The sequence below is a fragment of the uncultured Shewanella sp. genome (genome assembly GCF_947501665.1).
GTDB lineage: Bacteria > Pseudomonadota > Gammaproteobacteria > Enterobacterales > Shewanellaceae > Shewanella.
In genome coordinates this window covers 80,098-95,383 of sequence record NZ_CANMWS010000019.1, presented here as the reverse complement: position 1 = coordinate 95,383, position 15,286 = coordinate 80,098, and the positions used below count along the sequence as shown (strand labels likewise).

The following is a 15,286-nucleotide window of genomic DNA, read 5'->3' as shown; positions in this document are numbered from 1 at the left end:
ATTATTCTACTATTTCTAATTTGAGCTCATGCTCAGTAAAAAACATGAGTAAGTGATATTCTCGGCCAATCGACTTTACCTTGACGACTTTTTTCCACTGCGCCACATTAGGATCGCTATATTGCGCCATCACGCCAATATAATGGGTGTCAGGTTTCAGCTTTAAGGGCTCAATGAACTTAAATTGATCCGGGAAAATAATGTAATCACTGTGCTTAAGATAGTTGGAACCTAAAGCGGTTTCATGATCTTCAACTAAAGCATCAAAATCCGCCGCCATAAACAGTGAGTCGTCTTCCAGTAAAAACACTTGATACACTACAGGTGTCGACTCGCCATTCACATTAGGGTTAAGCACGTGATCCCCCACCATGCTATAAGTCACTTGGGTCGGTAGGCTTTTCGGCGCGCCCACTGGCGTATCAGGATCCCATATCACCTGACCGGCTTTTTGTGTGGCTTCCCATGCCGAACTACATGCTCCCAATTGAATTAGCACGCTTAAAATGAGTCCTAAACGTACATAGCTCATTAGGCTAACCGCTGTAATTCACGTAATTTTTTATCGTAAGCCTGATCGAAAATTTCCCAGAACAATTTCTCAAAACCTTGCTGACGATTAGAAGTTAACTCTTGGTAATAACTCTCATACATGTTCCATGCCCAATGTTCAGTAGACTGAGTTTGTACGTCACTGGCACGGCGATATTTTTTAAAGCGTTTCATTAATCCTTCAGGCGAAAAGGCTTCTAGAATATGCCCTAAAGACTCTGTGATTGCGGTTTGTACCGCGGCATTATGTAATTCAATGGTTTTTAAGCTTTCTGCTATCGCGGCTTGCGACGATAAATGCACCGCACAAGACTGATTGTCAAACAAGGTTTTCATGGTATCTTCATACCCTAAACCAAGCCTTAATGGATTATCTTCTATGGGTTGTAAGTTCTTATTAATATGAGCGTAACGGCTATTATTCACACTCTGGTGTAATGACAATAAGCCTTTAATCGTGGCTTGCAGTGAACTGCCCATTTCCATGGCCACGGCTTGCATTTGATTAGAGTCATTTTTATTACCGACTTGAACCCCTAATCCTCTAAACAATGGTCCCACGGCTAAATGGTTCATACCTGTACCTAGCTCATCATTCCAACTTGTACCAGACTCACTGCTTAGCTCTGATTCAAGTAAATCAAGTGTTTTCTCATCCATAATAAATTTATCCATGCTAGGTTTTTGTTTAAGTGCTATCGCTGAATCAGTATCAAATTCAGAATCCGCTTGAACAATAAAGTCTTGACCTTGCCACTGTTGATCTTTACCCAATAAATAATCATCTTCTGGCGTCTCAGCCTTAACGACAGGGAGGTCATCTTGCAGTAAATCTAAGGTCTCTATTTTGCTTGATTGAAGCGCATCTAAGGCTTCTAAAGGGTCATCTTTTATCACGGCTGCAGGGGCTGCAACCACAGGCTCAAATAACTCATCACTCAGTAAATCCACATCATTTTCAGTTTGGGGAAATAAATCTTCTAACGCTTGACTGCCTTGGTGCTGCTTACCCGCTGCCAAAGCGAAATTGATACGTACTTGGTACTGACCTAAAATCAGGGTGTCGTTATCGTTAAGTTTGACTTTTTTCTCAAATCCTATGGGTAAAGTGGCACCGTTGATATATACGGGACCGGCCAATTCCATTAAACAAAACTCACCATCAACTTTAAGCAGCTGACAATGCTGTGGTTTGATATTATATTCGCTGTCATTGAGCACCCAATCAGCACTCGCAGCTGAACCAATCACGCCACCCGCTTCGTCAAACTTATGTGTCGTCGCCAATCCAGATTCCAATAACTGGGTATTCACAACTTGAAATGTAATTGATTTATGCAATGACTTGCTCCTTATCTATTGCCTGATCTGGATCAGCACTTTCTTTTTCTGCTGGGTTTTACTTAAAAAAGATGACCAACCCAATTGCCCACCTTTTTCATCACCAAGGGTTAACATAGGGGTTGCTTCTTTCGCTAAGGTCAATTCTAAGTCGTAAGCCATTTGCTCCCTTAGCACGACTTCCATCACCTTACACAAGGGCTTAAATTCTTTACCTGAAGGTAAAAAGTCTTGAAAGGTTTCAAAGGACAGATCGTCAATACAAATAACAAACTTACCCATGACATCAGTCACTTTCTCACCAATAACCGTATCTTCACCTAAACTTGAATTGGCTTTCCCTAACAGAAACTGTTGCGTCTTAGGGACACGTACTTTTCGTTTTTCCCATTCTCTAATTGACACATTCTTTAAATCAAAACAGTGAGCAATAATCCCTGATACGGTTTGCGGCGAGCGACTGCGCCCTGCCAACATGCCCGCATAAGCCAACATTTTGCACCAATTAATGGACGTCTCACCGCGCAGGTCCTCATTGGATAGCCCCACCAAAGAGAACACTTGTTTTGAAAAAGTGTCACTCGCATTATCTTGAAATCGAACGTAATAACGATATTTTCGCCAGCTTTTATAAAATAAAGAAATGAGCCTATGATTGAAAAAATCTAAAAAATTACGCTTCATCCCTTCATCTTCAGGATCCGCGATTTGATCAAGAAGATAATTGGGTAACGGTGACTGAGCGCCATTGAGACCTAAAAAAGTGGTGTCTAACTGTAAACGGTTATCGAACCGTCTTGTTAAACTCGAGACATCACTACTGGCAAAACCTAAACTGGGATCGGCTGTAAAAAATAGCTGGCCTTGATTTTCCCAGTCGCGACTATCGGCATCATTACCTTCAAGACGATGTATCAGTTCCACCAGTTGAAAAAAGTTATACGAGCGAACTTTTTCAGGCATCCTTGCCTGCCATTCGGGTGGCGCTAAATTAACGGCTGCTGCCCGATCTGTATATTCCATGTATATCTTTCCTGATTATCGGCATTCACCACCACTAATTCGTGAAACGAATTAATGCTGGCATACAAAGAGAAGAAACGGCTTAGCACCGACCCAAATAAAAATAAATCTCCTTCACTGCCAAATGCAGACTCTTTAAGCGTCACTTCAGACTGTAATCCTCTAACCGGTAGCCCTTTGACAATACGCTCTGTCGGACCTGAAGTAATATTTAAAATGCCCGCTAACCGTTGTTTGGCTATCATCTCAGCCTGTCTATCCACCAATGCTTTAAAATCATAAGCACGAATAACAGAGCTCAAGGCATCTTTTGATAAAAGTGAGAGGTAATTCAATGATAAATTAGAAATAAGCGTCCATAACAAACCACCATCTAAAGGGGGACGTAATGAAGCTGACGGCTCCGTGATATTTTTAAAGGTTACAAAGCTTGGGGTTTTATCTGTAGCAATACAAATATCACCTTTACCCAGCTCTCTTGGTAACTGTCTATTTGTGCAGGTTAAACGTAATGAAACCGCTTCGGTCATATTCACCATATGCGTTTCATCACTGCGCACAAAAGACATCAAATGCTCAAAGCCATCATGACGAATACTGCTACGTACTTTTATACGATAATATAAGGCTAAGCGATGACGCGTACGCTCAATTTCATGTTGAAAGCTCTCAAAAGGCGTATAAACACGATTTTGTCCACGAATTCTCCCCGCCTCTGAATCTATCCAACCTTGAACATGATCAACGCTAAAAATTTCATAATGCCCCGCTTTTCGACTTGACGGAATAATAGGATATTCTGTACGGCGACCATTAAGTTCAATAGGATCGGCATCATGCTCAAATAAATTAATCGCCGGCACACAATAAAGTTGCATACTGCCTTTATTGATCCGCACATCTGAGGGCAAGGTTTTTGAAAAGGTAAACCGCAACGTAAAATCGCCAGACACATAAGCTGGGATCACTTTATCAATATTAGTCACATCAACAAAATGAAAGGCTTCAGGAAACGTAAAATACTCCTGTAAAATACGGTAGCCTTCATAGACGTTCTTAGGATAAGGTAAAATCGCATCTTTTGACCCAAAACCGACCGCTTTTAATGAATTGCGCATCAGCGTATAAGCTTTACCATCGGCAATTAACTCTATACGTTGCAAACAGTTATTCAGCCATAAATACAAAGTTTTCGCACTGTAATCATCATTACCTAAATAAAAACGAAGATCATTTAATCCTATTTGTTGCAAACTGGTTTTAGCTGATGAGCTCAACACCACATCGATGGTTGACGACTCACGAGAATGAGAGGAAATAATATCATCAATGGTAAAAGGATAAATATCCACATCACGACATGTTCTAAACTGGCAGATGGTATCCGCAACGGGATGACTTTTCATTTCACAGCCACTTGAGATCAGTTGCTTTTCGTCCATGCCCTCATTAGGGGAGAAAGCCACTATGGTTGTGCTGGGAACTGGGCGTAAATAATTCGGCCACAGCATATTGATCATTGAATGGGTCAGCTCTGGAAAATCATCATCAATTTTTTCACGTAAACGCCCGGTTAAAAAAGCAAAACCTTCCAATAATCTTTCGACATCAGGGTCGGTACTCTTACCGTGTAAATAACGGGCTAATTGAGGATGCATATCCGAAAATTCTTTACCTTGCTCCTTTAAAAAAGCAAGCTCATCCCTGAAATATTTATCTTGTGACACGACTAAATCACTCTATATTTTCGGTTATTATCAAGAAAAAGCTCTATTTGAATTTTTTCATCCATGTTTGCTACGACCAAAGTTCCCAAAATACTAAATGTCAAACTCATAGGATTATTTTCATCATTAAAAACAGAAACCTCTACATTTTTAATACGAGGTTCAAAGCGTTCAATACACTGCTTGATCGACAATCTAATTTGTAACCCTAAATCAAAGCTACTCAAAGAGGTATCATTAAAATCGAGTAATCCATACTCTGGGCAGCTTTGTGATTCACCTATGCGCGCATTAAGCACTCGAGTAATGCTACGTTTAATTGAATCCATGGTCTCATCCACTGAAGAATGATCCACCGATACTCTCGGCGCATCAGGGATTAAGCGCTCAAAGAAACTACTGCCTCCTAATCTTTTTTCTTCAGTGTCAAACACGTGTTATTACTCCTGATCCAACTTACCTACCAGTGATAATTCGAAATTAGCACCCATATACTTGAAATGAGGTCTAACCGATAAACTCACTTGATACCAACCTGGATCGCCCTCAACATTTGAGACCGAAATATTAGCGGCACGTAAAGGCTTACGGCTACGAACATCTGCTGGTGGATTTTCTTGGTCGGCTACATATTGCTTGATCCAACCATTCAATTCTCTTTCAAGATCCTGACGCTCTTTCCATGCACCGATCTGCTCACGCTGTAGCACTTTAATGTAGTGTGCTAAACGGTTAATGATCATCATGTAAGGAATTTGCGTGCCTAACTTATAGTTAGTTTCCGCTTCTTTACCTTCTTTAGTCGCAGGGAAAACTTTAGGTTTTTGAATCGAATTCGCCGAGAAGAACGCTGCATTATCACTGCCTTTACGCATCGTTAAGCTAATGAAACCTTCTTCGGCTAATTCGTATTCTTTACGGTCAGTGATCAAAACTTCTGTTGGAATTTTTGACTGTAGTGCTCCCATAGTCTCAAACACGTGCACAGGTAAATCATCCACTGCGCCACCACTTTGAGGACCAATAATATTAGGACACCAACGGTAATTAGCAAAACTATCAGTTAAACGTGTCGCTAAGGCAAAGGCCGTATTTCCCCACAGATAATCTTCATGGCTTTCACTGACGTTTTCACGGTAATTAAAGCTATTAATTGGATTATCAATAGGATCGTAAGGCACACGTAATAAGAAACGAGGCGCTGTTAAACCCAAATATCTCGCATCTTCAGATTCACGTAATCCGCGCCATTTAGTGTATTTCGGTCCTTCAAACGTAGCTTTTAAATCTTTTAAGTTTGGTAATTCTTCAAACGACTTAATACCAAAGAAATCAGGTGCAACTGACGACAAGAAAGGCGCATGAGCCATGGCCCCCACTGCTGAGACGTATTGCAATAATTTCATATCTTGAGAAGATGGCGTAAACGCATAACTGCCAACGATGGCCCCTATTGGCTCACCACCAAATTGTCCATAACCTGATGAATAGACGTGCTTGTAAAGACCTGATTGCGTTGTTTCTGGCGCAAACTCGAAATCATCTAATAGCTCACCTTTCGTGGCATGCAATAATTCAATTTTAATGTTTTCACGAAAATCGGTACGATCAACCAGCAGCTTTAACCCTCTCCATGCTGATTCAATTTGTTGTACATCTTCATGGTGTAACACTTCATCCATTTGCGCACTGATTTTCTGGTCTAATTCAACCAGCATTTTATCAACCAATGCTTTGTTAACAGGCTCAGAAGACTGCTCTGATCCTAAAATATTTGAAATAAATGCCGCCACTCCTTTCTTGGCAACATCATAACCTTCGTCAACAGGATCCATACGCGTATGCGCCATGATCTCATCGAGTAGATTACCGCCTTCTAAAGCAGCATTGTCAGTTGTTTGAACTTGACCTTCCATGTGGTGATATCCCTCTAATAAATTTTGTAAGTCAACATGAGCTAAATTCAACTTGTCACCTTAAAACTCAGTAACAAATTTAATCTTGAGCCTCTTGAAGTTCGCGTAATAATTGTTCACGGGAAGCTTCTTCAGAAAATAATTCTTGTAAGCGAACACGGAATGAAGGAATGTTACCCAGTGGACCTTTTAATGCGACAAGTGCTTCACGAAGTTCAACCAGCTTCTTAATCTCTGGGACTTGTTTTGCCACTTCATCTGGCGTGAAGTCTTTCAAAGAGTTGAATGATAATTCAAAAGGTAGCTCGCTTCCTTCTTCATCAACCAGCTTATTGGCCACGCTACCTGAAACAGATAATTTGCTTTCTTTCATGACAGAAGAAAAGTTAGTTTTGTTGACTGAAACAGCTTCTCTATCTTCAAGCTGAGTAGACTCAGCATGACCTTTAAAATCGCCTACAACTAATAATTTTAACGGAAGTTCCATTTCCGCTTGTGCGTCCCCAGTTGCTGGAACATATTTAATATTAATGCGCTCTTTCGGCGCGACGGTTCCATCTTTAGCCATTACAATCTCCATATCATAGATAGTATCAAAAAATATATTTGGGTATGATAGCCAAAAAAACATTGTATTACATAATGATACAAATATTTCATTCAGTACTAATCATAGATAGTGAACGCAAGAAAACCCTGTTCACTAATAAAAGATTAAAGATTAATTACTGCTTAGTGCTTAAACCCGTTTATTGAGAAAGTATCTTACTTTAATGATTTTAAAAATCAACAGACCAATATGTTTGGTAAGAGAGCAAACACAAGGTAATATAAAAAAAACAAACCTAATATTAAATATCATCTATATATTAAAAAGTAAAAAAGTATTAATAACCGCCCCCTTGAAATTGATTTCCACCATAAAGAAAACCATTAAAGCAAAACCAAAGATAAACAATAAAAAACAACAATATAGACAGGAATAGGTTATTTTAAACTTGATCTTAGCTAATCAACATCAACTATTAAAATGCTTAATTTATTAGCAATACACATTTGATACCATCACTGAAATGGAAGCAGAAACACCAACAACCTAGACTAAAGTATAATAACTCATCGTAATAAAAAAGAAAATTAAACAAGGTTGAAAACAAAATAATAATAATAAACCCTATAAAAACGTGTAATTAGAAAAACTGAAATAAATATCAAAATAAATATTACACCCCATTATTTAACATAATATTATTAATAAAACAGTCTCAAGAAATCCACATGAGTCACAAAAACAATAGCAAGGATAAAGCTAATGAGTTAGCATATCGAACAATACTCTATTTCCCCTATAACGATAATATTATCGATGGAATCACACCGATAATTTATTTAATTATCCCTTTTTAATTAAAAGAAATAGACCATGATTACAGTCAAAGTCAGAGATCTCTTACACGCAACAGTAAAGATCTCTATTCTGAATTTCACTAAAATAAAGCCTTTTCATATTAATCTTATCAGTCTAGGAGCCTAACGGACTAGAAACCAGACTCTTACTGGGTAATAACAGTGTACAGTAAAGAATTTGACATTCTCGATGGCGGTATGGGTCGTGAACTTAAACAGATCGGTGCCCCCTTTAAACAGCCCCAATGGAGCGCTCAAGCCCTCATTGAAAATGACACATTTGTCACTCAAGTTCATGATCAATTTATTCAAGCTGGTAGTGAAATAATAGCGATTAACAGTTATGCCTGTATGCCTTTCCACTTAGGCAATTCAGTTGTCGAACTGCAGGGCGCCAATTTAATAAAACAAGCAGCAATGCTTGCTCGTAATTGTGCTAATAAAAAAATAGGTACTCAGGTTGCCGCTTGCATCCCTCCTCTTTTTGGTAGCTACCAGCCCGATCTGTTTGATGCTCAAAAAGCCAATAGCATATTAAAAATACTGATTGACAATCAAAACACATTTGCAGATTTCTGGTTAATAGAAACCATTAGCTCCATTGAAGAACTAAAGCTGGTTATCAAAGCCTTATCCGGTAATGAGAAACAAAAATGGTATGCTTTTTCACTATCTGATGATGACACTATCAAGCCACAGCTTCGCTCTGGAGAGCCACTTAAAAAGGCCATACCAGTGGCGGCCACCCATTAGGCATTTGTAGGTAAGCCTTGACTATCTTATAGGTTTTCACCTTATACAAACACATAACCCCCCTAATAAGACTCAACACAGTTGAAGTGAGTAAAATAACACTTTGACTTGTTTAACGGTAGAGAACATTAGAAAATACTCTCTTCATTCTGGTAAGTTATACTCAAACTAAGCCACTACTTAACCTACGGGTTGCAACCTAAATCTTCAGGAGTGATAAATGACACTCGATTTCTCAATATGGATTTTTTTCCCACTGACACTCGCTATCATTGCCATTTTATTGCAAGAATCCAAAGCTGCATTTGCTCTATTAGCCCTTTTTTTTATTGGGGCTTTATTTGAACAAAAACTCAAAATATTAGGGCTTGTCAGTATTCTTATCGGCTTATCTTTAGCCTATAAAACCCCTTCTTTTCGGCCTTTTTGGCGTTACGTCAGCTTATTTATCATTAGCCTATGGTCATTCGCCCTGTTTTTCCATTTAGTACCAGGATTTAATAACTTACAAGTGTTAAATAAGGTTACAGCAAGCGTGAATAGCATGCCTTTTTCCATGTATCTCAACCTTGATAAACCTATGCTCATCTTTACCTTAACACTGGCGTATCCACCACTGCTCGGCAAAATAAAAACGGTCAAATTTAAGCCCATTATTTTCACATTAATGCCATTATTTGCACTGCTGCCTATTGCAACAGCCTTAGGCGCACTCAAACCTGAACTATCGCTACCCCATTGGTGGTGGCTATTTGTTTTTAATAATTTAATCTTAGTTTGCGTCGCTGAAGAGGCACTCTTTCGAGGTTTTTTTCAACAATTATTCAGTGAAAAATGCGGTTGGATAATCGGGCTTATCTTAGCCAGTATCCTCTTTGGGTTAGCTCATTTTGCAGGCGGGCCATTATTAATGGTATTTGCCACACTCGCAGGAATTGGCTATGGACTCATCTTCCATTTTACAGGTCGATTATGGGCAGCTATTCTCTGTCACTTCATCTTTAATTTTGCTCATTTAGCCTTTTTTACTTATCCAATGTTAGGGCCTGCTGCTCTTCATTGATCAAATTACGTTTAGTGGATCCTACGGACAGCGCTTGTCGCTCCTTTCTACGGCGTTATCGCTTATTTATGGACGACCCCATGGATGGGCGGGAGGTAGAGTGACGTTTGAACCCAAGCCGAGAACAACGACACCGCACAAGCTCTGCCTTGTATAAAGAAACGACAAACTGCTGCATAAATACTCACCAAAGTTCAACAGGTCCTAACAAGGTAGAACAAATAGCCATTGAGGCTTCAAAGCTTCAATGGTTATCTTTTTTAAACAAGGTAGGAATCCCCTCATCGTGAATATTTATGTCCTAAAAATAGATTTACAAACGCTTACATAATACTACTCATCAGAGCAACTCAGTATTATAGATAACACTAAGAGAATGTTATAATTGCTAGATTCATTTCTGGGTTGGCATTGTTGATGATGGTAATAAATACGAGTAATAGTCATTACTTCACAACAAATGATGGCGCATATTTACATTACCTCGAAAAAGGAACGGGTCAGCCTCTAGTCTTATTACCCTCATGGAATATTTCTTGTCAGATATTTAAATATCAATTGGAAGCTCTTAGTCATCAATATCGAGTATTAGCGCTCGATATGAGAGGACATGGTCTCTCTGAAAAAGTTTCCCATGGGTACACTACATGTCGCTTTGCTTATGATCTTCATGATTTCATAGATTACTTGCACTTAACAGAAGTCATATTACTCGGCCATACCTTTGGTGCTGGTGTTATTTGCTCTTATTTAGAACTTTTTAATTCAAGTTCAATCAGTAAGCTCATCTTTATTGACAGAACTGCCGTACCAATAATTAATCCAAATTGGAGCCAAGAGGACATCAAGAATTATGGCCCCACCGCTGATGATAAAGCGATCTGCGAACTATGCGACTTAATTTCTCAGACTAAAAATGACTATTATATGGAAGTATTCTTTCACACTTTAGTCAATAACCTCACTAATAATGATAAAAAACAATTAATCCTCAAAAACAGTAATACCCTACCGAAAAAAGCCGCGGCATCTTTGCTCTATGATACTTTCTACCAAGACTGGCGTAATGTGTTTCCTGCCATAGATAGACCAACATTGGTGATTGGTGGCCAAGCGAGTTTAATATCAGCATCCTCACAACTCTGGACCAGCAAACAAATCCCCAATGCACAATTAATGATATTTAAAGAGAGTGAAGGAGGTAAACATTACCCTTTTATAGAAAACCCAAAAAAATTTAATCACGTTATCGATCAATTTATAAAACAAACTAATAGCATTGCTGAACATTAACTTAGCATCACTAAGTTATCAGTTTTAAGAACCATCATTGATGATAAAAAGGTCACTGATACAGGGCAATTAACCCCCCTTATTTAACGGCTTTTTATTCAAGTTGGAACTTGGTTTTAAAAGTATTACGAATATTGATTAACGTAACCCCTCTTTTGTTTTGATCAAAAATAAAGCAATTATTGTTATAATAATAAAGAATTCACTCTAGCTTATTGAATATATAATGACTATTGACTCATCTTACAGCCATTATTTTACCACTCATGATGGCGCCCAATTACACTACCTAGATGTAGGAGAAGGCCCTCCTTTATTGATGCTACCCACATGGAATATTAGCTGCCAAGTATTTCAATATCAACTTGAGGCATTAAGTCAGCAATATCGCATGATAGCACTCGATATGCGGGGTCATGGGTTATCAGCAAAAATAGATTATGGCTATAAAGTACATAGATTTGCTAAAGATCTTGATGAACTTATTCAATATTTACAACTCAGGGAAATTACTCTTCTAGGTCACAACTTTGGTGCAACCGTTATCTGTTGCTATTTAGAGCTCTTCGATGTGTCCCCAATTAGTAAACTCATTTTTATTGATAGGGCCGCCGTTCCCATGATGAATCCACTCTGGACCCAAACAGAAATTCAACGGTATGGACCGAGTTCTGATCCTAAAACCATCGATCAATTATGTCATCAAATTACCACCAGCCAAGATGATCATTTTATGCATATTTTTTTTAATACTATGGTCAACCGAGTCGCCAAAGATGAACACAAACAATTAGTCCTTAAATGCAGTGACACTCTGCCTAAAAAAGCGGCTGCAGCCTTACTTTATGATGCTTTTTACCAAGATTGGCGTAGTTTGTTTCCAAAAATCACATTACCGACGTTAATTATCGGTGGGCGAGCCAGTTTAATTTCAGCCTCTTCCCAAATTTGGACCAGCCAGCAAATCCCTAACGCCAAACTTGTCATCTTTGAAGAACATGAAGGTGGTAAACATTTTCCTTTTGTTGAAAATGCTACATACTTTAATCAAGTCATTGATAGTTTTATCCAATTATCTTAAACAACCAAGCTATCCTCAATGAAAAAGCATCTGAATTAAAAGCATATTTACTCACACGCTAAAACTTATTCATAATAAAAAACACTACGGCTCTCTAAGTTTGATTTTTATTTTTGTCTTCAATAGTTAAATAATAATTAATTTACATCAATTAGTTATAAATGATACATTTTAAAGCAACAGCATAAATCTCATTAAATACTGCTCACAACTAGCAGCATCAACCAAGATTAAAAACGAATAACAAATGAATAAATAAGGATGTAAATGCAAAGCTCAAATATTCAATATGGGCAACGGGTGATGGCTGTATTAATTTTCATTTCACTCATTATACATTGGGAAATCCTTACAGGTATTGCCTCTTTCAACTTCTACTATAACCTCGCCGCCATCCCTTGGGTTTTACTCTCAGTAAGTACCGCATGGGCTTTATGGGCAAATCGTATTTGGGGTTTTTGGTTGCTATACCTCACATTGGTATATTCCACCGTTGCCTTATCAATACCAATTTTACCTTTTATTTCAAACTTATTTTCATTAACCGTTAGGCCTTGGATCATGATAACGATGAATACATTAGCCTTGTTCATCAATATCTGGCTGCATATGCAGCATAATAAAGTGAAGAAATAACACATTACAAAAGAGAACATTCAATCATTAAATTCAACAAAAAATAACAACATATAAAATAATCCATTAATTTTAAAAATATATTTTGGAGTATCCATTGATTAAATATGTTTCCCCCATTTTACTACTGCTCTCCTTTACAGCAGCCTCAACAGAAAATGAAGCGCTTAATATCGATCAAGTTTCTGTGCCAGCCTCAGATTTAGCTTTTCCAAATGACAGAAATATTCAACCTACCCGTAGTAGTTTTATGATCCAAAACTATGTGCTAATGAGTAACGACTTAGGAGAACGATGGGGTGTCATTACCATACAAAATAATAGTGCAGGTCGGCGGACCTTATCAGAAAAACATCTCTTAGCGTTACTCGCCGATGGTGAGCGAATTTTTCCACATCATTTCTCCCATTCTTTTAAGGCACATGAAACCCAATCGATCACCATTGCTTTTGGCGAAAATAAATTCCCTATTCTTTCAATTTACACACTCTATTAGGATCTGTTGCCCTCTGTGGTATAGCCATCTGACTTTAAATAATCTGAACTCGGGATAATGAGTGTCAAAGAATATTAGTAATCCATTTAAAGTCGTTACGACATGGGTTTGTAGCATCTCAATGTAGGGTTCAAAACTTTTATTTCTCTGCCAAATAAAACAAAAAAGCAACCTTAACTAGTTGCCTTTTTTGCATCTGAGATAAAAATGTAACCAGCATGAGTTCATAGTACATCTATGTAGGGTCCAAACACCTATCTCTATGCCAAATACAACAAAAAAGCCGCTAATAAAATTAGCGGCTTTTTTGTGTCTGTGATTTAATGCATTACTTTTTTATATAAAACTCAAATTGAAGTGAGTCTAGCTCTGGTACTTGTCTTTCATTGGATTTGTTCATTTCGTTAATATGGTAAAGTGTGGCATTATTTTCTAGTTCGTTGTCTGTGTATTTAACAAGATTAATATTCACTGCTAGCTTGTTAATATTATCAAATTCGGTTTGCATATCTTCTGGTAAGGATAGATTTGGTAATTGAGTTTGGGCCGTACTGTGAATGGTCCAGCTAAAGGTATCATCAGCACATTCTGTACCACATAAGGTGACTTGGGTTAAATCAATAGTGTTTTGAAATAAGCTTAAGTCAAAAGCGGTACTATTAGCTTCGGTAGTGAGCTGATCAGCAGTGGCTTCAATACTCTGTAATTGTGCTGAGTTTAAGGTTAACATTGTTGGTGTAGTGCTAAGTTGACCCTGTGTATCAAAATTTCGTCTGCTGATTGTAGTCATTTCTATAGGGCTATCCGCATGCAGAGTTTGTTTTTTTTCTGACCATGTTATTAATTGTGATTGTTTATGAATTGCAGGATAAATAAAAATGTTATCCCATAAGTTATCATATGCATTGTGGTAATGTTTCAGTTTTTGGTAACCATAAGGCGTATAAATATAGGCAACGGGCCATGCTGAAAGATCACCAGTAGAAACAAGAACACCATCGGCACTGAAGTCATTTAAATTTAAGCGATATGCGGCTTTATTAGCTAATTCAATTAAGCCGCCTCGTGCACTTTGCTGATTCGAGGAGATCAGTTTTACGTTAATTTTACTTTCATCTTTCTCGTAATTTACAGTAATACTATCAAAGGTGTTAAGTCCAATACTAATACCACTTCCGATAATAACTGTCGACGTTGGGGCTTCACCTTGTAATTGAGATAAGTCGATCTGTGTCTCAGCTAACTCACGCTCTTGAGTGGAGGGGCGGAACATTGTGGTGGAATACAATTGTGTCACTGAAAGATTAATAAAACTGTCAATTTCAGCAACCTGCTTTTTTTCTTCAGTGCTAACATCATAGATTTCATTAAAACGGATATAGCTGAGATGAGCACTGGTGTCGCCCCAGTCAATATTAACTTTGCCATCATCATTCGGAGAATAATCACCAATTAAGTTGCCTTTATCATCATGGACCAAAAAACGTGCTGTCGTATCGGTGTGGGTTTTCCCTTGATTGTTTTTTTGTAATGCAGTGAGCGTTAATTGTGACAGTTCTTCTGTAGCCACTGGCGTTTCATTTTGTGATTCAGTTTGCTTGGCACCGTGATCAGAACCACAACCTATAAGTAAACTGCTGATTAAAAAAAGAGGAGTAATAAGAAGGCGTTGATTGATTAAGTCCATTGAAAATATTGTTGTTAATTCCTGATAAGAACAATATATCAATAAGTATCAATAAGTAACATTGGGCTAAAGTCGTTAATGATATTTTTTAAAGTGATTAAATAAATTCATTAACAAATAAAGTAAAATCATCCCAGTGATTCTTTATTGTCTAATTTGGCTAAATACCGCTATTAAGCGGCGCTGCTTATCCCGAGTTCAGGTTAAATACAAAAAGAGACGTTTTCCCTCTGAATTGACATGCTACAAACCCATGTCATAACCATCTTAATTTAGATACAAAAAAGCCCATCATTTCTGATGGGCTTTTT

14 protein-coding genes are annotated in these 15,286 nt (G+C 38.0%); 6 read left to right on the top strand and 8 right to left on the bottom strand.

Features of this window, described 5'->3' with window-relative positions; translation table 11 throughout:
- Position 1 precedes the first annotated feature (1 nt).
- From tssJ to tssB, 7 genes are all read right to left on the bottom strand, one after another.
- Positions 2 to 532, bottom strand: a complete 531-nt coding sequence (tssJ, locus tag Q0976_RS15630) for a type VI secretion system lipoprotein TssJ (protein WP_299494798.1) — start codon at positions 530 to 532, stop codon at positions 2 to 4.
- Positions 532 to 1,893 (bottom strand): type VI secretion system-associated FHA domain protein TagH, encoded by a 1,362-nt coding sequence (tagH, locus tag Q0976_RS15625; RefSeq protein ID WP_299494797.1) that lies wholly within the window; start codon positions 1,891 to 1,893, stop codon positions 532 to 534. Before tagH ends, tssJ begins: the two co-directional genes overlap by 1 nt.
- Before the next feature lie 15 nt (positions 1,894 to 1,908).
- Positions 1,909 to 2,916 carry a type VI secretion system baseplate subunit TssG gene (tssG, locus tag Q0976_RS15620; protein WP_299494796.1) on the bottom strand — a complete coding sequence of 336 codons (1,008 nt, stop codon included), beginning with the start codon at positions 2,914 to 2,916 and terminating at the stop codon, positions 1,909 to 1,911.
- Positions 2,880 to 4,643, bottom strand: a complete 1,764-nt coding sequence (gene tssF / locus Q0976_RS15615) for a type VI secretion system baseplate subunit TssF (protein ID WP_299494795.1) — start codon at positions 4,641 to 4,643, stop codon at positions 2,880 to 2,882. Before tssF ends, tssG begins: the two co-directional genes overlap by 37 nt.
- Positions 4,644 to 4,645: 2 nt before the next feature.
- On the bottom strand, positions 4,646 to 5,077 hold the full coding sequence (gene tssE, locus Q0976_RS15610; RefSeq protein WP_299494794.1) for a type VI secretion system baseplate subunit TssE: 432 nt from the start codon (positions 5,075 to 5,077) through the stop codon (positions 4,646 to 4,648).
- A gap of 6 nt (positions 5,078 to 5,083) precedes the next feature.
- A complete protein-coding gene (gene tssC, locus Q0976_RS15605) occupies positions 5,084 to 6,559 on the bottom strand; it encodes a type VI secretion system contractile sheath large subunit (RefSeq protein ID WP_299494793.1) in 1,476 nt (491 codons plus the stop codon).
- A gap of 79 nt (positions 6,560 to 6,638) precedes the next feature.
- A complete protein-coding gene (tssB, locus tag Q0976_RS15600) occupies positions 6,639 to 7,127 on the bottom strand; it encodes a type VI secretion system contractile sheath small subunit (protein ID WP_299494792.1) in 489 nt (162 codons plus the stop codon).
- 1,001 nt (positions 7,128 to 8,128) lie between these two features.
- Here tssB and Q0976_RS15595 point away from each other — a divergent pair.
- The 6 genes from Q0976_RS15595 (at position 8,129) to Q0976_RS15570 (ending at position 13,288) form a co-directional block, all read left to right on the top strand.
- On the top strand, positions 8,129 to 8,719 hold the full coding sequence (locus tag Q0976_RS15595; protein ID WP_299494791.1) for a homocysteine S-methyltransferase family protein: 591 nt from the start codon (positions 8,129 to 8,131) through the stop codon (positions 8,717 to 8,719).
- A 220-nt stretch (positions 8,720 to 8,939) separates the two neighbouring features.
- Entirely contained in the window at positions 8,940 to 9,782 is an 843-nt protein-coding gene (locus tag Q0976_RS15590; protein WP_299494790.1) for a type II CAAX endopeptidase family protein, read from the top strand.
- A gap of 417 nt (positions 9,783 to 10,199) precedes the next feature.
- The gene (locus Q0976_RS15585) at positions 10,200 to 11,075 is read left to right on the top strand and encodes an alpha/beta hydrolase (protein WP_299494789.1); all 876 of its coding nucleotides are present in this window, start codon (positions 10,200 to 10,202) and stop codon (positions 11,073 to 11,075) included.
- A 226-nt stretch (positions 11,076 to 11,301) separates the two neighbouring features.
- Complete coding sequence (locus Q0976_RS15580; RefSeq protein ID WP_299494788.1) at positions 11,302 to 12,156, top strand: alpha/beta hydrolase; 855 nt, start codon at positions 11,302 to 11,304, stop codon at positions 12,154 to 12,156.
- 267 nt (positions 12,157 to 12,423) lie between these two features.
- Complete coding sequence (locus Q0976_RS15575; protein ID WP_299494787.1) at positions 12,424 to 12,792, top strand: hypothetical protein; 369 nt, start codon at positions 12,424 to 12,426, stop codon at positions 12,790 to 12,792.
- 97 nt (positions 12,793 to 12,889) lie between these two features.
- Positions 12,890 to 13,288, top strand: a complete 399-nt coding sequence (locus Q0976_RS15570; RefSeq protein WP_299494786.1) for a hypothetical protein — start codon at positions 12,890 to 12,892, stop codon at positions 13,286 to 13,288.
- A 328-nt stretch (positions 13,289 to 13,616) separates the two neighbouring features.
- Here Q0976_RS15570 and Q0976_RS15565 read toward each other — a convergent pair whose 3' ends face one another.
- Positions 13,617 to 14,975, bottom strand: coding sequence for a hypothetical protein (locus Q0976_RS15565; RefSeq protein WP_299494785.1), 1,359 nt, complete (start codon positions 14,973 to 14,975; stop codon positions 13,617 to 13,619).
- Positions 14,976 to 15,286: the final 311 nt, after the last annotated feature.